This is a genomic window from Bacteroidota bacterium (assembly GCA_026391695.1).
In the GTDB taxonomy this organism is placed as follows: Bacteria; Bacteroidota; Bacteroidia; order Bacteroidales; family JAGONC01; genus JAPLDP01.
In genome coordinates this window covers 1-22,760 of record JAPLDP010000034.1, presented here as the reverse complement: position 1 = coordinate 22,760, position 22,760 = coordinate 1, and the positions used below count along the sequence as shown (strand labels likewise).

20 protein-coding genes are annotated in these 22,760 nt (G+C 36.9%); 14 read left to right on the top strand and 6 right to left on the bottom strand.

Annotated features, from left to right (window positions below; genetic code table 11):
* Positions 1-7 precede the first annotated feature (7 nt).
* On the bottom strand, positions 8-1,129 hold the full coding sequence (locus NT175_04210; GenBank protein ID MCX6233915.1) for an outer membrane beta-barrel protein: 1,122 nt from the start codon (positions 1,127-1,129) through the stop codon (positions 8-10).
* A gap of 360 nt (positions 1,130-1,489) precedes the next feature.
* Between NT175_04210 and ccsB the strand changes: the two genes are divergently transcribed.
* Positions 1,490-4,630, top strand: a complete 3,141-nt coding sequence (gene ccsB / locus NT175_04205) for a c-type cytochrome biogenesis protein CcsB (GenBank protein MCX6233914.1) — start codon at positions 1,490-1,492, stop codon at positions 4,628-4,630.
* A 159-nt stretch (positions 4,631-4,789) separates the two neighbouring features.
* On the opposite strand, the gene NT175_04200 is transcribed toward ccsB, so the two are convergent.
* The gene (locus tag NT175_04200; GenBank protein MCX6233913.1) at positions 4,790-5,326 is read right to left on the bottom strand and encodes a DUF2335 domain-containing protein; all 537 of its coding nucleotides are present in this window, start codon (positions 5,324-5,326) and stop codon (positions 4,790-4,792) included.
* Positions 5,319-5,576 (bottom strand): hypothetical protein, encoded by a 258-nt coding sequence (locus NT175_04195; protein ID MCX6233912.1) that lies wholly within the window; start codon positions 5,574-5,576, stop codon positions 5,319-5,321. The genes NT175_04200 and NT175_04195 overlap by 8 nt, the downstream gene beginning before the upstream one ends.
* Before the next feature lie 708 nt (positions 5,577-6,284).
* Here NT175_04195 and NT175_04190 point away from each other — a divergent pair.
* From NT175_04190 to NT175_04130, 13 genes are all read left to right on the top strand, one after another.
* On the top strand, positions 6,285-7,028 hold the full coding sequence (locus tag NT175_04190) for a hypothetical protein (protein ID MCX6233911.1): 744 nt from the start codon (positions 6,285-6,287) through the stop codon (positions 7,026-7,028).
* A 384-nt stretch (positions 7,029-7,412) separates the two neighbouring features.
* Positions 7,413-7,886, top strand: a complete 474-nt coding sequence (locus NT175_04185; GenBank protein ID MCX6233910.1) for a hypothetical protein — start codon at positions 7,413-7,415, stop codon at positions 7,884-7,886.
* A gap of 208 nt (positions 7,887-8,094) precedes the next feature.
* Positions 8,095-8,706 carry a hypothetical protein gene (locus NT175_04180; GenBank protein ID MCX6233909.1) on the top strand — a complete coding sequence of 204 codons (612 nt, stop codon included), beginning with the start codon at positions 8,095-8,097 and terminating at the stop codon, positions 8,704-8,706.
* Positions 8,707-9,774: 1,068 nt separating this feature from the next.
* Entirely contained in the window at positions 9,775-10,743 is a 969-nt protein-coding gene (locus tag NT175_04175; GenBank protein ID MCX6233908.1) for a hypothetical protein, read from the top strand.
* A gap of 121 nt (positions 10,744-10,864) precedes the next feature.
* Positions 10,865-11,047: a hypothetical protein gene (locus NT175_04170; protein MCX6233907.1), complete on the top strand. Its 183-nt coding sequence runs from the start codon at positions 10,865-10,867 to the stop codon at positions 11,045-11,047.
* On the top strand, positions 11,035-11,346 hold the full coding sequence (locus NT175_04165; protein ID MCX6233906.1) for a type II toxin-antitoxin system RelE/ParE family toxin: 312 nt from the start codon (positions 11,035-11,037) through the stop codon (positions 11,344-11,346). The genes NT175_04170 and NT175_04165 overlap by 13 nt, the downstream gene beginning before the upstream one ends.
* A gap of 148 nt (positions 11,347-11,494) precedes the next feature.
* Positions 11,495-11,917: an energy transducer TonB gene (locus NT175_04160; protein MCX6233905.1), complete on the top strand. Its 423-nt coding sequence runs from the start codon at positions 11,495-11,497 to the stop codon at positions 11,915-11,917.
* Between the two features lie 143 nt (positions 11,918-12,060).
* A complete protein-coding gene (locus NT175_04155; protein MCX6233904.1) occupies positions 12,061-14,142 on the top strand; it encodes a hypothetical protein in 2,082 nt (693 codons plus the stop codon).
* Between the two features lie 4 nt (positions 14,143-14,146).
* Entirely contained in the window at positions 14,147-15,253 is a 1,107-nt protein-coding gene (locus NT175_04150; protein MCX6233903.1) for a hypothetical protein, read from the top strand.
* Positions 15,254-15,456: 203 nt separating this feature from the next.
* Positions 15,457-15,744, top strand: a complete 288-nt coding sequence (locus NT175_04145) for a nucleotidyltransferase domain-containing protein (GenBank protein ID MCX6233902.1) — start codon at positions 15,457-15,459, stop codon at positions 15,742-15,744.
* A 4-nt stretch (positions 15,745-15,748) separates the two neighbouring features.
* Positions 15,749-16,138 (top strand): HEPN domain-containing protein, encoded by a 390-nt coding sequence (locus tag NT175_04140; protein MCX6233901.1) that lies wholly within the window; start codon positions 15,749-15,751, stop codon positions 16,136-16,138.
* A 188-nt stretch (positions 16,139-16,326) separates the two neighbouring features.
* Entirely contained in the window at positions 16,327-16,800 is a 474-nt protein-coding gene (locus NT175_04135) for a GNAT family N-acetyltransferase (GenBank protein ID MCX6233900.1), read from the top strand.
* A gap of 74 nt (positions 16,801-16,874) precedes the next feature.
* Positions 16,875-17,336, top strand: coding sequence for a VOC family protein (locus NT175_04130; GenBank protein ID MCX6233899.1), 462 nt, complete (start codon positions 16,875-16,877; stop codon positions 17,334-17,336).
* Between the two features lie 61 nt (positions 17,337-17,397).
* Here NT175_04130 and NT175_04125 read toward each other — a convergent pair whose 3' ends face one another.
* From NT175_04125 to NT175_04115, 3 genes are all read right to left on the bottom strand, one after another.
* Positions 17,398-19,218, bottom strand: coding sequence for a PKD domain-containing protein (locus tag NT175_04125; GenBank protein MCX6233898.1), 1,821 nt, complete (start codon positions 19,216-19,218; stop codon positions 17,398-17,400).
* 81 nt (positions 19,219-19,299) lie between these two features.
* Complete coding sequence (locus NT175_04120; protein ID MCX6233897.1) at positions 19,300-21,567, bottom strand: PKD domain-containing protein; 2,268 nt, start codon at positions 21,565-21,567, stop codon at positions 19,300-19,302.
* A 244-nt stretch (positions 21,568-21,811) separates the two neighbouring features.
* A partial coding sequence (locus NT175_04115) for a DNRLRE domain-containing protein (protein MCX6233896.1) occupies positions 21,812-22,760 on the bottom strand: 949 nt, incomplete at its 5' end.

Below are 22,760 nucleotides of genomic sequence, written 5' to 3'. Positions count from 1 at the left end.
CAAAAATTTATTTTGATTTACATGGCATAAAGAATTTCATACCTATCTGCACGCCAAGTCCACTGAGATCATCCTTGTCTCCATTTGGAATATATAAATAATTTCCGTTTAAGGTAATTCCCAATTTAGAATTCAAATAAAAATCTAAACCTGCCATTACATCTAAATCCCAACTTGTTCTGTTTTCGGATGTTTTGTCCATAATTGGATGGCCACCTGCAGGATCAGTGTAAGATAATTCGGTTGTGGAATTTATCAGAGAAATTCCAGTTCCGATTCCAAAATAAGGTGACCAGTGTTCATTATACAAACTGATATTATAGTTGCAGTTAACATTTAGCGGTATTACAATGATTTTACTTATAGCTTTTATTTCGGAGTATATCCATTCTTCATAATTCGATCCCCAAAATCTTCCGTCTAAACCTAAAGAGAAATTGTACGGTAGGCAATAAAAGACTCCAATCAAACCTGTTATATTTCCTCCGTAACTATCATTGATTTCTGATAAGGTTGGGAAAAAATAACCAAAACTTCCGTCAATGAAAATTTTTTGCACATTATCATTACCTTTTTTATCTGATACTTTTCGTTCATTTTTTGATTTTTCTTCTTTAACTTTTTCACGGTTATATAATCCGCCAACATCCTCATGAATCGTATCTTTATTCAGCTCCTTAGCAGCAAGTATCCTCTTTATTAGCTCAGAAATTTCATCTACGCCCGGTGATTTTTTTCCGTCTCTTCCAGAGCCATCGTCAAACTTTTTTAAAATTCCGTCAAGTTTTTTTAATATTTTATCCATCCATTCATTAAATTTCTTATGATCTCTGGGTGCGCTTCCACCCCAATTTTTCGTATAGTTCTTTACAGCTATGAAGTCTTGTAATTGTTTTATGATTTTATCCAATTCTTTCGCATCTTTTGAATTTTTACCTGAGCCTTGAGAATCGAAGCCATTTTCAAGTCCTCTTTTAACAATTTCAAGTTGTTCAATTAATTGCTTAACTGCGTTTAAGCAATCCGATGGTTTGTTTTGTTCTTGGTTTTGCGCAAAGAGAGTGTAAAATGATCCTAATAATAAGAAATTAGTGACTAAACCTGTGATGATAATCCAAATTGTTTTCATAGGAATTGAATTTATATCTAGACAAATATACAATACAATAAGCTGAAATACAAATATATAAATTTATCTAATTAAATAGTTGATCCTTAACAACACAATTTAATTAAACCACAAAGTGTCACAAAAGATACTCAAAGTAACACAAAGTCAGGAAAGCAAATTTCAAACACTTTTGAGACAGCCTCATCCCATTTTTACATATATCGTAAATCATATATCACCAGCGCTAAATATTTGTATCTTTGCGCTCCGGTTTTTCACTAAATTGATATGAACTAAACCACCTCACCCTCTTCACCCCCTCTCCTGGAGGAGAGGGGGACGGGGGGTGAGGCTGAGTAAAACTAACAACCTGATAAAATGAAAAAAATAGTCGACTACTTCGTTTCCATGCAGTTTGCCCTGACACTTCTCCTGGTCTTCGTCGTGGCCATTGCCATGGCCACCTTCATTGAAAATGATTTCGGAACAACGGTAGCCAAAGGCCTTGTTTACGGTGCAACATGGATGGAAATACTTCTTTTGATCCTGTCGCTCAGCCTGATAGGAACCATTTTAAAATACAGGCTTATTCAAAAGAAAAAGTGGCTGGTTCTGATCTTCCATCTTGCATTTGTGATCATCCTTCTCGGTGGAGCCATCACACGATTTTTTAGCTTTGAGGGGACCATGATAATCAGGGAGGGTGCCACTTCCAACCAGATCATCACTTCCGACCATTATGTACAGGTCACCATACGTGATGGTGAACAGGTATTATCACATGATAAACAAGCCTTTTTTTACACAAAGGCACGCAACCATTTTAAGGAGAATATCAGGTTCGGAGATAAAAACTGTACGGTAAAATATGTCAACTATCTTCCCAACGTGGGTCAAACGGTTGAAGAAGATCCTAACGGGGAGCCTATCATCACGCTTATCACCATTGATCAGCAAGGCCGTAAATACTTTTATTTAAAACAGGGTGACAGCATCACTTTTGGTGACCGGAAATTTTTCTTCAATAGTCCATCTAGCGATACAAATGCCTTTCAATTCAGGTTTAAAGACGGAGCGCTGACATTTGAGGCCCCTTTACCTGTTGTTGAGATGGCCATGGAACTAAGCACCACCGACACGCTCGAAGCACATGCATCCTATCCTCTTGGCATAAGAAGGCTATACTCTTTCGATGACAGGAATTTTGTCATCCGGTCGTTTATGGAAAAAGGGAAAGTCAAGCTCATTTCTGCTCCGGCCGATCAGTCGCATAACCTGAAAGATGCCATCACATTCAACCTTGAATTTGAAGGGCTTTCAAAAGAGGTTGTGCTATACACATCCGAGAATACATTTGGCGAGCCGGTCACGACCAGCATAAATGGTGCGGATTTCACCATAGCTTATGGTCAGAAGACCGTCACCATTCCATTCTCTATCAAACTCAATGACTTTAAGCTGGAGCGTTACCCCGGCTCCATAAGCCCTTCATCCTTCATGAGCGAGGTCACTCTCATCGACCAGCGTAAAAACCTGGAAGAACAGAGACGAATATTCATGAATAACGTCCTTAATTACAGCGGCTACCGGTTTTATCAGTCGTCGTATGATAATGATGAGAAAGGCACCATTTTGTCGGTCAACCATGATTTCTGGGGAACTTATATAAGTTATGCAGGTTATTTTCTCATGACAGCAGGGCTCATTCTTAACCTGTTCAGTAAAAAAAGCCGCTTTCGTCAGCTCATAAATCTTAGCACAGCTATCAGGCAAAAAAGTAAAGGCATCACGGCAGTCATATTGATAGCTATCCTATCAGGTTTGTCGGTTCAAGCTATTGCCGGACAGGATGAACGGATAATCCCAACGAAAGGGGTAACCAAAAAACATGCAGATGCTTTTGGTAAACTGTTGATTCAGGATCAGCAGGGACGCATTAAACCGTTGAATACGATGGCATCTGAAATCCTCCGTAAGGTGAGTCGCTTAAATGACATTAACGGGCTCAATCCCGACCAGGTCATGCTCGGCATGCTCACCGATCCGGAGACGTGGCAAAAAGTCCCCATGATTAAAATATCTGACCCCACGCTAAAAAACATCCTTGATATTAACGGGAAGTACGCAACTTTCAGTGATCTCTTTGATATGGAAAATATGGGTAAATATCTCATTGGAGGGTATGTGGATGCTGCCTATAACAAGAAACCTGCCCTACGCAACGCTTTCGACAAGGACGTCATCAAGGTGGACGAAAGGCTTAATATCTGTTATATGATCTACAGCGGTTCCATGATGAAGCTATTTCCTAAACCCGGCGATTTAAATAATACCTGGTACTCAGATATTAATGCGGAAAAAGATTTCGATTCGACAGAACGGATACTTATTAAGACTTTCCTTCCCCGCTATTACGCCTCTATCACGGAAGCCATTAAAACGGGTGACTGGAATATCCCAAACCAAAACCTCAGCGATATCCGGTCATATCAGGAAAAGTACGGTAAAGCCGTCTTCCCTTCACCATCGAAAGTCAAAGGTGAAGTACTTTATAATGACCTGAATATCTTCAAACGTCTGTTTCCTGTTTACAGCCTGCTTGGTTTTATACTGCTGATATTTGTTTTCATCAGCATGCTAAGTCATGCAGATCGTTTTAAAACAGTCATACGGATATTGATAGCCCTGATTGTCATTGCCTTTATTCTTCACACACTGGGACTGATATTGCGTTGGTATGTTGCCGGCCATGCGCCATGGAGCAATGGATTTGAGACTATGATCTATATTGGCTGGGGTATCGTACTATCGGGATTGATATTTGCCAAAAGGTCGAAAATCACGCTGGCCGTGACTGCTATATTGGCTTCTCTCACGCTGATGGTCGCCAACATGAGCTGGATGGATCCTGAAATTACCAACCTTGTGCCTGTTCTCAAATCCTACTGGCTGGTGATACATGTTGCCGTTATAACGGCCAGCTACAGCTTTCTGGCTATAGGTGCCATCCTTGGTTTCACAAACCTTCTGCTGATGATCTTTCAGAATGAAAAGAACTATAAGAGGATAAAGCTGACCATCGAAGAGTTGTCGAACATAAATGAGATAAACCTGATGATCGGCCTGGTGCTGGTAAGCATAGGCACGTTCCTTGGCGCCGTATGGGCCAATGAATCGTGGGGCCGTTACTGGGGATGGGATCCCAAGGAGACATGGGCGCTGATCACCATGCTAGTCTATTCATTCGTCACACACATGAGGCTTATACCGGGACTCAGGGGCACCTTCACCTTTAATTTTGCCGCCCTTATCAGCTTCAGCTCTGTGCTGATGACCTATTTCGGAGTAAATTATTATCTGTCTGGACTTCATTCATATGCCAGCGGTGATCCTGTGCCTGTACCGGCATTTGTGTATTATGCCGCCGCCATAATTATAATTGTCACACTAATGGCATACCGGCAATACCGAAGGTTGAATAAAGGAGAAATTACTGAAGAGGAAGAAATTTCTTCCTGACCAATGCCAGCGCTTGTCACCAATGCTAGCGAGTCTGTGACGCTTGCTACGTTTCCAATATGTTGATATCAAACACGCTTTCCCGCAAAAGCGGGACTCGCACTAGCTGGGGAAAATAAAGATTCAAGAGATAAAGAAATAGAATGATCTGTAATATTTTTAATCAACATCTTTTTCTTTTAGCTCGCTTTTTTGTCGTTTTTTCCCGATTACGAATACTGTCACCAGCCCAAGGATTGTTGTGGTTCCGAATATACCTGCAATTATATCATGTCCAAAATAAGCTAAAAGAGAGGCAAGTACGAGTCCTAAGATACTTATAATAAATCCAAATTTCTGTCCTATGCCGCTTTGTTTAAATTGCTCTTTTATTGCATGTTTTTCAATATCGATTCTATGATCAGACTGTTTTTCAGCCATTTTCATTATTCTTTCTGCTCCATTAGGAATGATTTCATTATATTCCTTTAAAATTGCAGCAGGCGGTAAAGGGCCACTAAAAATTATAGATTTTTCAATAATAGAAAGCTTTGCAGCATAGGCTTGCATAATTTCAAAGCGTTTCTCTTCTGGTAATTTCTCCAAAAAATCTCTTATTTCCTCGGGGATCGCCTTAGATGATGGTTGTTTATGGACGGCTTTCTTTTGTATTTTCTTTTTATTGTCGTCTTTATCTGCTTCGATATTACTATTCATTAAAATTAAGTTCTAACTGCTTATCTTTTTTTAAGGTTGTTTGCTGGCCCATATTATCAACGGCGTTCCTGATATCTTGACCAATAATAGACCAATCTGTCTTTAATGCCTTATAATCGGCTTCTTCATTAGATTGGGAATAATTAAAGTCATAATAATTACCCGGTACATTAAAAATGCTTGCCAATCCTTTAAAAAATGATGGAGCTGGAAATAAGAAGTCTGTTCTAAATCTCTCTTTCTTATACATACACGATAACTATTTATTTGTCCACAAACAACTGTTTATAAAGAATCACAAACCATAATGTAACAGCTAAAACGAATTAATGTTTACAGTATTATACTGATAAATGGTTTGAATGTTACTATTTTAACATCATCAACCTATTTACTGTTAATCCATAGTTTTAAAAAATGTGACCCGGTTTGAGGAGAAAAATTCGCTTAAAGTTAAAACATTTTATCCAAGAAATCAATAACAGCCTTTATGAATGAAAAAAATTTAATGCAATATTAAATAAATGATTAATACAAAATAATATTATACTATCCATTTTTCGTCATGGTGAGCCTTCGACACATAGTCAAGTGATGGCCTTTCACCAACTACAGAGATACTGGGCCAGGCAAAGAGTGATAGCATTTTACGCTGGACCGTTCCGGAATCAAGCCCTGATCATATCGACAACTACTATCATTGTTAGCAAATATTTTTAAATTCCCAATTCAAAAACTTCCAGAAAAACACTCTATATGAGTATTTCTGTTCATAGATCAGAAGAGAGAATGATAAGTCTTTCGTCATGCATTTGGAAAACGTACATAAATTTTGTACTTTTATGGAAGTATAGAAAGTATTCATTTATTGGTGAAATAAGCTCTATGCGTTTATGCAATTATTAGAATGCATTAAATTATAACAATCCTTTTAAGTCACATCTTAAATACTAAAATTATGCAATTCAAACCCCGTAACGAGATATCTCTTAGACATTTTTTTTCCTCAAGTTATACCTCCGAAATTTTGAAAATAGAATATTTTGGACCCGTACTAAATGAGGTAGATGGAATTGAGTCCAGTCCGGATTGTCTTGTACTCGACAAAAGAAGAATTCCATATAATCTGAGGCGTTGTGAGTTCAAATTTATCCCAACAAATTCATTAGACTACCGAGACAACGGGAGGTTTGATGTTGCAATTGTGTGGGATCTACCGCATAATTTAACAAAAGAAAACTTATTGCAACAATTACGTGTTCAGAATGGTTGTCAAGAAGTTATTGTTCTAAGGGAAATGAGAAAGTTTGACTCATTGCCTGACTATATAATTCCTCAAAACGTCAATTTTTTAAATATTCAGAAGTTAATAGAATTTCTTCAAATTCGAGATTTTGATGCAGCCTATTCTGCCTACTTAATTGCTAAAATGTATCCAAATAATTTTAACTCAGAACGTTTAATTATCCATCTTGTAAATAGGTTCCAAAGAATTGCCGATATGGATGCAAAAGGCCGAGGAAATGCTGTCGGAAGGTTTATAATGACTCGGCCTGCCATAATTGAATGGATGAACCGCAAATATTATCGCTGGAATGCAAATTATCAGCCAGATATAGCAATTCACACAATTGCGCAACTTATTAATGAGAAATTTCATGAAAATGTTCCCAATAATGACGTTATTGATGAAATAATATGACATGCTCTAACAAGCCGGCAGTCAATCAATGCGATGCAGGTTAGCAAAGAAACGTTAATGGTATATTAAAAATGAAAACTATAGATAAATATTAATACTGTCAAAAATCCACACTGCTGCTGTCGGCAGGGTGTTAGTAAAAATACTTTATTAAATATGGATCTATTAAATTTCTTTATATAAAAGAATAAAAATGAAGAAGAAAGGAAAACTTCGCTTGAAAGTTCCCTGAATATACCAATAGGTATTTTGACTGTTATTTTTGCTGTTCTATTTTATGTCATTTCGGAATATGATTTCACTAATTCTGTGCTTTTAGAAAAACTTTTTCTGCTAATATTCGTTTTGCTTTCATCTTTTTTTTCAATTTTATCATGTTATTATTTGTTCAAATCATATAACAACCTATTTAAAGGTTATGAATACCGTGGACTTCCATTCGCATCAGAGCTTATAAAATATAAAAAAGCTCTTGAAGAGTATTATTCGCAATATCAGGCTAGTTATTCAGGAGTTAATGGCGATTCTGAATTCGAAAAATACCTTATAAATAAACTTGCCGAATACACAGATAGAAATACTTTTAATAATGATTTAAAATCTAAATTTTTATATATTTCAAAAAGATATTTGTTCATTGCGATTGTCTCATTAGTTCTTTCCTTTATTCCATTTTTATTCAATTTATTCAATAAGCCTGATAAATCATATCAAATTGAGATAAAGAACATTGAAGCATTAAATAAACACCTTTTAAACTTTGAGAATTATGATAGACGAACCGACAAATCAAACATTACCGCCAGAGGAGACACCACTACCTCCTCCTCCACCACCTCCAGCAGACAGGATAATTAGGGAAGGTCAAGAACCTATTCCACCACCTCTCCCCCCAATAGAGGAAAAGTAATAAATTAATACTGCTAATCGTATAGACAGCCCCGCCCGATTTATCTAATGAAGTGCGCCTCATTCACCATAGTACATTCAGATCACAAATAAGTTGGTGATTAATAAAAAATTGTTGATTTTCAGTTAATTGAAGGAATGAAGGATAAATTTACTCATGAAGGGAATTACGCATTATGCGGGGAATATAGTGAATTATCAAATATTAAATTTAAATGAAATGGAGGATCTCAAAATGACCAAAAAAAACAAAAATAAAATAATAGATAAATATTTAGAAGCTGCCAAAATAAATCAAGAAAATCTTTGGAAAAGGCGACAAATTGAATGGAAAACTTCATTTGCGTTGTGGACAGCTATTGCGACTTTCTCAGGATATATTTATTATTCTGCGCATCGACCGATTCCGCATCCATACAATTGGATTTTTCTAATTACAATTCTTATTGTTTATATTGGAATATTATGGATCCAGCATAGGCACTTGAAAGCCATTTTTATATCCAGCGAACGTGATTTAGATTTTATAAATTATTTTCTTAATAAAATGGCTTGGGAAATTAATAACGCTGATTTTAAAGAAAAACCAGAACGGCCTGAATGGTCAAATCTAGATCCAAAAGATTGGGGCAGTAAAAAAGAAGAAAATGAATATTATCAAAAACGAAAGAAAAAAATGATGCTTTACTGGAACTCAATTCTAATTACTGTTCTCATTGAGATACTTTCATTGTTTATTCTTGCATCAATGTGTTTCGAAATTAAATGATTTGTATTACAAACAACTAACGTACAAATTAAGATAAAAGTTTATTCAACTGAGCATAATCAAGTAGACAGCCCCCCCAGATTTATCGGACGAGGTATGCTTCTCATACCATCCGCTTGAGGCTGAGTAACTAGTACGGCAACGTATTAAAATAATATCTTTTACAATGATAGGATTTATCACTGTACCTTCATATAAATTGTCATAATCTTTCCCACCCCTTAAAATAAAGTCCTACAATTCACAATCTTTTCTATTTAAAGGTATTACCCTCCCTGATCCGATCAAAATCTTGACTATCTGACAGGAATTGCTGGTAAGAATATTCGCTCTGCATATCACAATAAAAAAGCCGGCTCGTCCAGGCCGGTAGAAATTGAAAAACAAACAAGAAAGTAGAGATCAATCGATCAGGGTGAACCACGGCTCATTTTATTATTCCGCTGTAGGTCATGTTTAATCGATTTACAGCATTATCATTAAAATCACTTTTTCAAGCAAGCGTTCCCGTAAAAGCAGGACGCTGGACCCGGACACGTGTTCGGAAGACCTGTCCTGCAAAAGCGGGACGCGCATCAGCTGGGGGTGAATTATTATCTTTTGTGACTTCATTCCTATGCCAGCGGTGATCCGATGCTTGTGCCGACATTCGTGTATTTTGCCATCGCCATAATAATAATTGTCACAATAGTGGCATACCGGCGATACCGGAAGATGAATAAAGACGAAATGTCTGAAGAATAGATGCCACGAAGATTATAAAGATAGCCGGAATTAAAAATCCATACTTACCTTGTTCACGGCACAATTTTTACGACTATTGCCCTGGAAATAATGATCCATGTAAACATTATCAGTAAAATACTAAGCCATAAGGATATTAAGACGACCGAGATTTATTTAAGATACTTGGATGAAATAAAGATTCAGGAAATAAAGAAATGGATAATCTATAAGATTTTCAATAAATATTTTTTAGTGCAAGAATTATAAGAAAAATTTGATTTTATTAACTTCGTTAGAGAATCAAAAAATAACATTTAATACACACTACAAAAGCCAAAAATTATGTATTATATCTACAATCTAAAAGAAAAACTTCAAGAGTGGCTGTCCAGATTAGAGCGGGCAGATTTTCGCCATTTTGGAAATCAACTTGAATTTTTTATTACCAATATTGAAAAGGAAAGAGTTACCAATAATATTATAAATGAAGCGTGTGTTAAATATCATTATGATGATTTAAAAATTGAGAACATGTTAAATAATAGAAATTTTGGTAGCTACAGTTATGAAAGCCAAGAAGAAGAAGCAACATGCAGCTATAAGTTGATAAAATACCTTTTTTCGAGAAATGAACCTGATCAGATTCTATATGTTGAAGTTCTTCCGCGGGGTGATCAAGATAAAAAAACAGTTTTTATTAAAAATTTTGTTTATCCAATACTTTATTACTTAGATGATAGGCTTGACAAATCCAATTCAACAATCTACTTACTTGAAAAGTATAAGAGAAGGACAGAATGGTTTACAAAGAAGAAATTATTTGAACAGTATGACACTGCAAAAAAGAACTATGAACAAATCTTTGAAGATGATTTAAGGTTGTTCCTCCTTGACCAAGGAGTTGATTACCCATTTTCGACTCCAATGTCATCTTCCGGTAGAGCCGATATTGTAGGGGAAATAGATACAGAAAACCCTTTAGTTGTTGAAATAAAAATATTTGATAGAGCTAAAGGATACGGAAAAGATAGAATTATAGATGGTTTTACGCAAATTTACAGATACACTAATGAATATAATAAGGATGTCGGATACCTTATAATATTTAATATGGACAAAGCTGAACTTAAAATGAATTTTACTGAAACAGAAAAAACTTTCCCTCCTGCTATCTATTTCAATAACAAAGTATTTTATTTCGTTGTAATAAATACAGCAAATCAATGTTCAGCTAGTGAAGCTGGGATAATCCGAGTAATTGAAATAACTGAAAATGAACTTATTAAAGCAATAACTACCACCAATAAATAAGGCTTTGTGTGGCGTCAACCAAACATGAAGTCTTATTTATTGGATACCAGTATAAAAATTTTCACTGATAATCCAGGGAATAGAATTTTCGGCTATCTTTGTAAAAACACCCCATGTAGATATGTTGACAAAAGAGAATGTTATAAAAACAGTTTCAAAACTTCCAGATAATTTCAGCCTTGATGAACTCATAGATAAGTTGATATTTATTGATAAAGTTCAAAAAGGATTAGAAGAATCATTAGCAGATAAAGTTTATTCCAAGGAAGAAGCAAAAAAAAGGCTTTCCAAATGGTTAAAGTAGTTTGGACCGATTTTGCAATTCGTGATCTTAATGATATTGGTGAATATATTGCAAAAGATTCTGAACGTTATGCAAAAGTTGTAATTCAAAATTTATTTGAATCAACAGATCTGTTGGAATCCCACCCAAAAGCCGGTAGAATTGTCCCGGAATTTAATAACAAAAACTTAAGGGAGTTAATAAGAGGTAGTTACCGAATAGTTTATCGAGTTGTGGATATTTATAGAATTGATATACTTACGGTGCATAATTCTACACGATTATTGACAAAATCAACACTATACAAAAGAAAAAAGTAGTATAATAACTACAGCAGACAATCTCAAAGGCGGCTCCGCCAGCCATAGCTAACGGAGTGCACCACTCACATCGTCCACCGGTGGCGGACAACAATCCGGGCAGGCATCTGTGCTCGGCGTTATGGTACATTATAAAACAAGCAAGTCAATGAAATATCTTCTGACTATTTCTATAATATTTTGGACAGTTTTGCTCTTTGCACAGACAGATAATGCAAAAGCAGAGTGTAAGTCTCTGTTTGACTCTCTTACAAACCGGACAGTGTATTTGATGGTTGACCAATTGCCTGAATTTCCTGGAGGTGCCAACTCATTGAAAAGATTCATTTTGAACAATTTGATATGGCCAAATGATGGTCAAGATGACTTTCAAGGAACTGTTTATGTTTCGGTAATGGTAGAGACTGATGGGAACCTAACTAATAAAATCATTCTTAAAGGAATATATGATCTTGCAGACAAAGAAGCTCTAAGAATAATAGATAAGATGCCAAAATGGAAACCAGGGAAATGCAATGGAAAGGTTGTACCTGTTAAATACTGTATCCCTATAAAGTTTAGAATGGAATAGAAATAACGCACCATAATCGAGTAGGTGTCTCCGCCAGTCATAGCTGACGGAGTGCACCTCTCACATTATCCGCCGGAGGCGGACAACAATCCGGACCGGCATCTGAGCTCAACGTTAGGGCACATACAAAGACTATTTGACTAATGAAAACATTTTTCGGAGTATTCAATACTGATCAAGTTAATAAGTACGGACACTGTTTTACCGTGTCAGCATTGGAAGATGGCATGTGGCAAGCAGGCGTTTATGGAATGCCAACACACATGAGCCACGACATGCACCGTTTAATTGGATGGGCTATTCCGTTTGGACTTTATTTCGAGCCTGGGATTACTTACACGGTAGGGAGAATTTTAATTGCTGACAACAATGAAGATTCAGAAAAAATATATACAGCTCGTTGGAAAGTACTGCTCAAAAGATACAGTGAAGCATTTGAACCACATAAAGAGGTTTTCATAGGTTTGCTTGGCTCAAATTATTCTGAGAACGGCACATTTCATTATCCCTCTTGCGCTGCATACATAAGCCCTGAAATTTTATATGCTGTTTTCCCAGACCTCAAAGAGTTAGCCCAAAAGGAAAAAGCAGGATTGATATATCTGAGTGACTTGCTTCAGTCATTTGAATACTTGTCCCAAGGAGTTTTTAAACACAAAGAATCAGATTTAGCGGTTTTTGCAAACTCATTTTTTCGTAGGTCACTTTCTCGTTTGAATAATTTCCATTTTGAATTTTTAGATGAGCTTGTTGCCCTTCATTGTGTAAAAGACGTTACTGTAAGAATATCGCTGGACACGGATATGATAGGTTATGCTCCCTCCTTTCTTAAATCTTATGAATATGAATATTGGTGGGGACCGAAATATTCTGACGATATAGCCAATATCCCTTCTGGTCCAACTCAATACAGAAGTGATGAGTTTGAAAAACTTTATTATGGTATTGTCAACACGGATTTCAACTGGAAACATAGCGGAAACAACTATGAATTCGAATTAGAAGAAGTAAGAAATGAACCTGCTCCGGAATTAGTAGATACCTATGGATGCAGATACGTTCATTCCATATATGAGAAGAAACAAGAATGTTTTAACCATTTTGATGGAGCTATCAGATCTTACAATAAAGACTTGATGCTTGAACGGCTTGATTCAAAATTGACCGATTTTGGGAGACGCAGCGTATATACCAAAATTTTTAGGGTAGATGGTAAACTACCTCTGGCTAAATGGAAAAGTCTTGTAACTAACTATTTGCAAGGAAATCCACAGATATTTGAGTACTTCGGTTTAGAAAAACCGGAAGTCCGCAGGGTAATTGAAGAAGCTCCTCAAACAGTTACTCAGAAGTTAGTACCGTATGCAATTAACAAGGGTGAAGGAATAAGAATGCTGGTTTCTTATCATGAACAGGCTGAAAAACCTAAACATGATAGGTTAGTTTCAATATTCGATAGCCTTTCTATTGGAAGTGAAATCCACAATGCGGTTGAATATGATGTATTTGAGTTAAAGAAAGCACTCAATAGGCTGGATACCGACTTGTTTATTCCTGACAACCTTATCTACCTGATTCCTGAAGATATGTATTGCAATATACCCTGTGTATTTCATTCCGATAGGACCACACAGGATTTGTTAAATGATACCCTAACTGCACTAAAAAACTTATTTACAGCTTTGGTTCAGAAAGGCAATGAAAAAGTATTCTCCTTCACCCTTGCATGGAACATGGAAGATAAGGAAGTCCTGATTAGTGTTTTAGGCCATGTCACAGATATTGTAGGATGGATGGACACATTTTCGGAAATACCTACTGAAAGGGATAATTTCAAAAAATGGTTAGAAGACCAGGCTAAATACCTATCCGTCATTGAATCCGCCAACAAATCACCCGAATTATCAGAGATAATAAAGTATGATGGAGTTCTTTACCTGAAAAGACGACCAGTGGACACAGACGTTAATATCAACTACGAACCCTCTTCAGAGGGATTGAAATTCAAAATGAAATTGAGAACCGACCAGTCAGAGTTGTTAAATGCCATTAAAAATGGAGAAGTCTTTCCAGTTTCTTCTGCTATCGCAGATGAAATTATCTGTGAAAAAGACGGTAAAAACTATAAAGATAGCCAGTATTCAACTTATTTAGATGATGGCGTTTTCCAAAGAGTAAGCAAGCATATTCCAATTGGAATGTTCTGGTCTGATAAGCCTGCGTAATAATATGAGCTATTCGCATGAAGAAATATATGCCCTTATTGGCAGGGATGATAAAGTAGCAGTGCTAACCTTCCATGAAGATTCTGAAGGGTACAAAATGTTTGGTAAGGACTTAACGGTGGTCTTTTTGTACAATCAGTACGAAAGAGAACAATTTGAAGAAAAGTTTCGGGCCAATTCTGATGAAAGTACACACGGAAAGATTAAAGCACAATACCTGGGCTATGATATACCGGTGGAAGCAGCAGAGTACATCAGAAAAGAAGGTATCAATAGCACTGATATAAAATCAATCTTCCCTTCTCCCTGGCCTCATGAAAACCTTTACCACAAAGAGGAAAAAAGAGCCATAAGGAAAATAGAAATCCCGATCAAAAAAGAACCAAAGGGCGGTGATTATGATTGGATGTATGGTTTCACAAAGAAGTTAGTCAGTGATGGTGTTGGGCTTTGTCCCCACGACCGGGAATGGTATTTGGCAATGAAGCTGTTTCATGAAGAAAAAAACCTTTCAGAAGATGAATCTGCCGAAATACGGGATAATGGGACACTCAAACCGGCCATTGAGGAAAAGTACTTGGAGATTAAGTTTGACAAAGAGGTAATTACAGAGGAGGAACAAAAGAGATTAGAGCGGTTGTGGTCAGATTCCATGAACAGCAACTTTGAAATCTTAAAACAGGAATTGAATAATGCAGGGATCAACTTAAAAAAATTGAGCAGCGAAAAACCCTCCCTGTTTTGGTTTCTTATGAAAGACACCTATCGCTACATTCCCCGGCATTTGAATATAGCAGGAGCACGGGCCATTTATCTTGACTTCAAAGGATTTCTCCATGTATTTCTTAGGCATGTCCAGGAGTTTGAAGCAATCGAGCAATTCAAGCATAAAGATAATTTCCTGTGGAATCCGGAGGACGTTATTATGGTCATGCAAAAAGTAATCAGTTCGGTAGATGATGAGATACAGGAGTTCTGGAAGGAAAAACCAGACCAGCGATTTAGCAAGTATGGAGAACAGAGCCTATATTTTGAAGGTGATTATTACACATTCCATATTGAAGCAAATGGAAGACTTAGCACGTTCCATAATAATAGGAAAAAAATATAATTAAAATAAGTACGATGCCTCAATCGAATAGGCGGCTCCGCCAGTCAAAACTGACGGAGTACACTTCTCACACCATCCTCCTGAGGTGGACAACAATCCGGGCCGGCATCTGCGCTCGGCGTTGGATGCAAGTGAACTTCGTTAACCAATCTTTTTTTTCTTACCTTTGCTTTATGAAGAACCAAAAGCAAATAGTACTATCGATGATTAAGAAGCGGGTTAAGGAAATTGACCCGACTGCAGATATTATTCTGTATGGTTCAAGAGCGAGAGGAGATGAACGACCTGATTCTGATTGGGACATCCTAATTCTAATCAACACAAAAGCAGATATAGAAACTGAAAAAGTCTTCAGGCACAAATTATTTGATGTAGAATTGGAACTCGGAGAAGCTTTCTCAACATTTGTATATAACAAACAGGAATGGGAATCTAAATATTGGATGACTCCCCTATACAAAAATATTTCGAACGAAGGAATAGCCATATAAATAAATGCCAAAAACTCAAGAAGAATATATTGCATATCGTATTGAAAGGGCATGGAGAACTTTCAACGATGCGAAATCACTTGCTGAGGCAAGAAGTTGGAATTCTTCAATTAACCGATTGTATTATGCTTGTTTTTATGCTGTTTTAGCTCTATTTGCCAAACATGACATCAATAGCCATACTCACTCAGGAGTTAAAACTCAATTTCTGCTTCTTTTTATAAAAACTGAGAAACTAGATAAATCGCTGGGAATTCTATATTCTGACCTGTTTGACTTCCGACAGAAAGGGGATTACGGTGACTTTTTCGATTTTGAAGAGGAAAATGTGATAACATTAATTCCTGAAGTCGATCAATTCATAAAAGAAATAGAAACTCTTACCAAGCAATAAATCACCTACAGTCGACGAAAGTGTAAATGCCAGCCCGATGTTAAATCCCCGAGAAAGCGGGTATCTGCTTGGATACTGCATAATGAATTCTTAACTTTACACCGACACAATCTTGGCCGGCATCTCCGCTCGGCGTTATGTCCAATAGTCGAAAGACATCCTGCAAATTTTGATTTTAACGACAAAAAATGAACAATATAAAGATTAAAAGATACCGTGATGGTCAAGAGATAATGATTCAACAATTGATTAAAAAAGTGTATGATGAATTTGTTTCGATGGATTATTCCAAAGAGGGCAACCGGTTTTTTTATGATTGGATCAAACCTCATAAAATTGCAGAAAGACAAAAAAACCAGAGAACTATCTTAACAGCAATGATGGATTCAAAAATTGTCGGAATGATTGAGATACGCGACAATAATACAATTTCGTTACTATTTATAGATAAAGCGTATCAGGGACAAGGTATAGCGAAGAAACTTTTTCAGGAATCGTTGAAAAATTGTATTCAGAAAGATTCAAATCTGGATAAATTTTATGTTCATGCTTCTCCTTTTTCAATACCGGTGTATAAAAAATTGGGATTCATTGAAACAGATAATATGCAGGAGGAAAATGGAATAAAATATTTACCAATGGAAATGAAAATTAATAAATAAACTACTAGCGAAAATATGATGTAAACACAAGCCGGCGAATGTTAATAGCCAACGTTGGGCATAATGACCAAAACATGAGAAACGAGATAAAATTTGTACATACCAACATTATTGCAAAGGATTGGAAAAAACTTGCGCAATTTTATATGGATGTATTTGAGTGTGAGCCGTTATATCCGGAAAGAAATTTATCCGGAGATTGGATTGATAAAATGACCAGGATTCCTGATGTGAAAATCAAGGGGATTCATTTAAAACTGCCAGGATATGATAATGGGCCGACTCTTGAGATTTTTGAATATAATAAAGCATCGGGAACAACTAATGATCAATCAATTAATGATTTGGGATTTGGTCATATTGCATTTCACGTAAGTGACGTGGAAGATACGATTGATAAGTTAATTGCTATGGGGGGAAAGAAATATGGAGAATTAATTGAAAAAGAGATTACGGGTTTAGGAATTTTAAAAACGATATATGCTTTAGATCCTGAGGGTAACATCATAGAAATTCAAAACTGGAAAGGGAAATAACTGATGATATTCAAGGTATTAAAGGGATGACATCTCTTGCGAGATGTCATCCCTTAATTTATCAGTATATCACCACCTTCTTAGTCAAAGATATTTCCTGGTTGAAAAATCGGAAATAATAGATGCCTCCTTTAAGAAACGAAATATCCATAATATTAAGGCAACCATTATCTGCAGGATATAATTTATCTTCCCTGATTATCTGGCCTTGCATGTTTAGTAATTGATAGTAAAGTGAACTAAAATCCTCAGAATCAATTTTCAGATATATCCTCCCATGTGCCGGATTGGGGAAAATGCTAATAATATTATTTTTCAATATCTGATCAATAGAAGTAATATTAATGAGTTCCACGATGGTATCCGATCCATGGTCATTATATGCGATCAGTTGTACCTGATAATCACCAATTTCAGCATAAGAATGCACCGGATTCTGAATGTCGGATGTATCGCCGTCGCCGAAATCCCATATAAATGATGTTGCATTGAATGACATGTTTGTGAATGAGACTTTAAATTCACTTATGGCGTATGTAAACGATGCCTGTGGCGAACAGGGAACCGTAATAACCTGAACCAGCTCCTGCGTCAACAGATTTTCCCCGCAAAAACGCCATACTGTTATCCCAACACAATAATCTCCAGGTTCAAGGTAGATGTGTTCAGGATTAATTAAAGTTGAACCAATTCCGTCACCATAATCCCAGATGCATGAATCATAATTGATAGCAGTATTCATAAATGAAATCCTGAGGTCATCACAGATATAATCAAAACCGGCTTCAGGATTTGTGCAGATCGAAATGTATTTTATTGTGGTGTCAGGTTCACAGTCATTATATGCGATCAGACTGACTTTATAATCTCCTTCATCAAGATATTTATAGGTTGGGTTCTCCAGAAAAGAGAAGCTGCCATCACCGAAGTCCCAGAAATAGGAAAGGGCATTTTGGGAAGTATTGTTGACAGACAATGTAAATTCATCCAAATGATAGTCAAATTCAGCAACAGGCTGCAAGCATACTCTGACCACTTTGGTTACAGTATCTGCAAATGACTGATTACTAGCAATCAGGGTTACTTCGTAGTCACTAAATTGCTGATAGGCATGAACAGGGTTCTCCTGTATTGACTGAATGCCATCGCCAAATTCCCATAAATACGTATCAGCCCATTGTGAGAGATTATTGAAATATACAGTTTTATTTTCAAGTATGTATAAAAAATCAGCTACAGGGGCAGTAAATGTGATAGCCAGTTTAGGATAAAGGTCTGGATCCGTATAATCGCTTGATGCAAAGGTCATGCATCGGTAATACTCTTCAGTGATGAGACGAATCATAAAACCATGACTCACCTCTGAGTTATCGATCATATCTATAACAAGTTGCGTGACATCTATATCCTCATAATCCTGATGGGGATCGATTGATTGGGGAAGCGTAACCTGATGGAGTGTGGTGACAGAAGGCTGATTGTTCCATGTCACTGTAAATTCATCCCATTCTTCAGTGATCCGTAGAATCCGACAGGCATTCGAACCTGAAAGAGAAGAATGTTCACCATTGTTAGATGAGGATTCCGGATTATTAAATAATGAAAGTAAAGCATCAGTAATAATTGAACCTTCCGGAATAATTGTCAGGTCAAACTCAATCACACCTCTGCAAAGGAACGGGATTCCTTGTTGTGTCCAGGCCAGGGCAGTTAACTCATTCCTACTACCATCATTGGTATTTGGGTTATAATCGGATATGGGAGCATCCTTTCCTTCCTCCGCATCCGGCTGCAGAATAATAATTGTCTGGGAAAAAATTGTGCATTTGCAATAAAGGATAATGCTGAGAAAAATCAGTAAAAAGTAAAGGGACTGTTTCATGTAATTTTATTTACAATCAATAAATTATAAATTTTTGGTCAAAGGGATGACATCTCTGGCGAGATGTCATCCCTTTGTTTATTAGTATATCACCACTTTCTTAGTCATAGATATTTCCTGGTTGAAAAACCGGAAATAATAGATACCTCCTTTTAGATATGAAATATCCATAGGATTAAGGCAACCATTATCTGCAGGATATAATTTATCTTCCCTGATTATCTGGCCTTGCATGTTTAGTAATTGATAGTTAAGTGAACTAAAATCCCCAAAATCAATTTTCAGATAAATCCTCCCATGTGCCGGATTGGGGAAAATGCTAATAATATTATTTTTCAATATCTGATCAATAGAAGTAATATTAATGAGTTCCACGATGGTATCCGATCCATGGTCATTATATGCGATCAGTTGTACCTGATAATCCCCAATTTCAGCATAAGAATGCACCGGATTCTGAATGTCGGATGTATCGCCGTCGCCGAAATCCCATATAAATGATGTGGCATTGAATGACATATTTGTGAATGAGATTTCAAATTCACTTATGGCGTATGTAAACGATGCCTGTGGCGAACAGGGAACCGTAATGACCTGAACCAGCTCCTGTGTCAACAGATTTTCTCCGCAAAAACGCCATATTGCCAGATTTACAGAATAATCTCCAGGTTCCTGGTAGATATGTTCAGGATTAATCAATGTAGAACCAATACCGTCACCATAATCCCAGATGCATGAATCATAATTGATGGTAGTATTCATAAATGAAACCCTGAAGTCCTCACAGATATAGTCAAAACCTGCAACGGGGGATTTGCATATCGAAATATTTTCCACCGCTGTGTCAGGTGCACATTCATTAAATGCGATCAGACTGACTTCATAGTCTCCCTCAACCAGGTATTCATAGGTTGGGTTCTCCAGAAAGGAGATGTTGCCATCCCCAAAATCCCATAAGTAAGAATTGGCATTTTGAGATAAATTGTTCACAGACAATGTATATCCATCCAACTGATAGCCAAATTCAGCATCAGGCCGCTGGCACACTTTAATCATTTTCACCACAGTATCTGACTGTAACTCGTTGCTGGCTTTCACTGTCACTTCATATTCTCCAAAATCCTGATAAATATGCACAGGATTTTCAAGTATAGACTGGATTCCATCTCCGAAGTCCCAAATAAATGAATCATAATCGGATGAGGTATTCATAACAAATGAAACCCTGAGATCACCACAAGTATAATCAAAATCAATCTCGTAATGATGATATACTGTAATGTATTCAACTGCAGTATCAGGCTCACAATCATTATAGGCTACCAGCCGTAATTCGTACTCTCCTGCGTCAGGATAAACATGCGTTGGATTTTCCATATAAGAGAAGCTGCCATCCCCGAAGTCCCAGAAATAAGAAAGGGCATTTTGGGATGTATTGCTGACAGACAATGTAAATTCATCCAACTGATAGTCAAATTCAGCAACAGGCTGCAAGCATACTCTGACCACTTTCGTCACAGTATCTGACATTTCCTCCTTGCTGGCTATCAGGGTCACCTCATAATCTCCAAAATCCTGGTATTCATGTACCGGATTTTCCAGAATAGATTGGACACCATCTCCGAAGTTCCATAAAAACGTATCAGCCCATTGCGAGAGATTGTTGAAATATACAGTTTTATTTTCAAGTATGTATAAAAAATCAGCTACAGGAGCAATAAATGTGATGGCCAGTTTAGGATGAAGGTTTGGATCCGGATGATCGCTTGAGGCAAAGATCATGCACCTATAATACTCTTCTGTAATAAGCCGTATCATAAAACCATGTCCCGTTTCGGGATTATCGATTATATCTTTTATAAGTTGAGTGACATCTATATCTTCATAATCCTGGTGAGGGTCAACTGATTGTTTAAGAGTAACCTGATGTAATGTTGTTGTTGATGGTTGATTGTTCCAGGTTACTGTATATTCATCCCACTCGTCAGTTATCCGTTGGAGCCAGCAGGTATTTGGACCGGATAAAGATGAGTGTTCACCATGATTATTGGTAGGATCTGGACTATTATATAATGACAAAGAAGCGTTGATTATAGATGCCCCTGATGGAACCACTGATAAATCAAATTCAATTAAAGATCTAACTACAAACGGAATCCCTCCCGCAGTCCAGGCCATAGCAATATAATCTATATGATAATAATAATTCTGGTCAGGGTAATAGGTGCTAATAAAGGCATCCTTGCCATCTTCAGGGCCAGGTTGTAAAGTGATAGTAGTCTGCGATTGTGTTGGACCTATGTATCCAACAGTGAGAGCTACAATCAGGATCAGGAAGTATCTATTCATTTCATATATTTTAGAACCTTTAAATATACAAAATAATTCAATCTAATAAAAGCTGTTTGAAAAAAATTTCAGGGCAGTATTAAAGGGATGGGGGTGACTAATAAGTTAAAATGTTTTAGATTTCCTCCTTTGTGCTCCTCTGCGTGTACTTTGTGATCCTTGTGGTTCAATAACTTAAGATGTAACCACAAAGGCGACAAAGGCGCACTAAGGCTTTTTAGCCACCCCTATCCCTGAGTTCCAATTAGTATATCACCACCTTCTTAGTCAAAGATATTTCCTGGTTGAAAAAACGGAAGTAATAGATACCTCCTTCGAAGTGCGAAATATCAATAGAATTAAAGCAACCATTACCTGCAAGATAAAGCTTATCTTCCCTGATTAGCTGGCCCTGCATGTTTAGCAACTGATAGTGAAGTAAATTGAAATCGTCGGAATCAATTTTCAGATAAATCTTCTCATGTGCAGGATTTGGGTAAATGCTTATCTGATCCATCATTATCTGATCACTGGATGTGATGATATCGAGGAGTTCCACGATGGTATCCGATCCAAGGTCATTATATGCGATAAGTTGTAACTGATATTCTCCAATTTCTTCATAAAAATGTAACGGATTCTGAATATCGGATGTTTCACCATCGCCAAAATCCCACAGAAAAGATGTTGAATTGCCATCTTCATTAGCCAGCTTATACATGAATCCATGACCGGATGCAGGATTATCAATCATATCCTGTATAAGCTGCCTGACATCAACCTCGAAGTCCTGATGAGGATCAAGCGTATATGGCAAATAAACCTTATTCTCCTCTGTGACAGAAGGTTGGTTATTCCAGGTTACTGAATATTTACCCCATTCCTCAATAACGCGAGATAACCAGCATTCATTTGAGCCTGATAAGGAGGAATGCTCCCCATTATTTGTTGTGGAATTTGGATTGTTTGATAAATATAACGAAGCATTGATTATGGCTGCACCGGCCGGAATAGCCGAAAGATCAAATTCAATCAGGCTTCTGTAAATATAAGGTTCTCCCTGGAAAGTCCAGGAAACCGCGCAGAAATCAGGATCATAATACAAGTTTAAATCCGGATCCAGCGTGGATAACAGGACATCCTTGCCATCTTCAGGGCCAGGTTGTAAAACGATGGTAGTCTGCGTTTGCAAATATACGCTGACCACTTTAGTC

Excerpts from the sequence above, each read along its gene's own strand:
- NT175_04210 (MCX6233915.1), bottom strand. The coding sequence starts at position 1,129 with ATGAAAACAATTTGGATTATCATCACAGGTTTAGTCACTAATTTCTTA.
- ccsB (MCX6233914.1), top strand. The coding sequence starts at position 1,490 with ATGAAAAAAATAGTCGACTACTTCGTTTCCATGCAGTTTGCCCTGACA.
- NT175_04200 (MCX6233913.1), bottom strand. The coding sequence starts at position 5,326 with ATGAATAGTAATATCGAAGCAGATAAAGACGACAATAAAAAGAAAATA.
- NT175_04195 (MCX6233912.1), bottom strand. The coding sequence starts at position 5,576 with ATGTATAAGAAAGAGAGATTTAGAACAGACTTCTTATTTCCAGCTCCA.
- NT175_04190 (MCX6233911.1), top strand. The coding sequence starts at position 6,285 with ATGCAATTCAAACCCCGTAACGAGATATCTCTTAGACATTTTTTTTCC.
- NT175_04180 (MCX6233909.1), top strand. The coding sequence starts at position 8,095 with ATGAAGGGAATTACGCATTATGCGGGGAATATAGTGAATTATCAAATA.
- NT175_04175 (MCX6233908.1), top strand. The coding sequence starts at position 9,775 with ATGTATTATATCTACAATCTAAAAGAAAAACTTCAAGAGTGGCTGTCC.
- NT175_04170 (MCX6233907.1), top strand. The coding sequence starts at position 10,865 with ATGTTGACAAAAGAGAATGTTATAAAAACAGTTTCAAAACTTCCAGAT.
- NT175_04165 (MCX6233906.1), top strand. The coding sequence starts at position 11,035 with ATGGTTAAAGTAGTTTGGACCGATTTTGCAATTCGTGATCTTAATGAT.
- NT175_04160 (MCX6233905.1), top strand. The coding sequence starts at position 11,495 with ATGAAATATCTTCTGACTATTTCTATAATATTTTGGACAGTTTTGCTC.
- NT175_04155 (MCX6233904.1), top strand. The coding sequence starts at position 12,061 with ATGAAAACATTTTTCGGAGTATTCAATACTGATCAAGTTAATAAGTAC.
- NT175_04150 (MCX6233903.1), top strand. The coding sequence starts at position 14,147 with ATGAGCTATTCGCATGAAGAAATATATGCCCTTATTGGCAGGGATGAT.
- NT175_04145 (MCX6233902.1), top strand. The coding sequence starts at position 15,457 with ATGATTAAGAAGCGGGTTAAGGAAATTGACCCGACTGCAGATATTATT.
- NT175_04140 (MCX6233901.1), top strand. The coding sequence starts at position 15,749 with ATGCCAAAAACTCAAGAAGAATATATTGCATATCGTATTGAAAGGGCA.
- NT175_04135 (MCX6233900.1), top strand. The coding sequence starts at position 16,327 with ATGAACAATATAAAGATTAAAAGATACCGTGATGGTCAAGAGATAATG.
- NT175_04130 (MCX6233899.1), top strand. The coding sequence starts at position 16,875 with ATGAGAAACGAGATAAAATTTGTACATACCAACATTATTGCAAAGGAT.
- NT175_04125 (MCX6233898.1), bottom strand. The coding sequence starts at position 19,218 with ATGAAACAGTCCCTTTACTTTTTACTGATTTTTCTCAGCATTATCCTT.
- NT175_04120 (MCX6233897.1), bottom strand. The coding sequence starts at position 21,567 with ATGAATAGATACTTCCTGATCCTGATTGTAGCTCTCACTGTTGGATAC.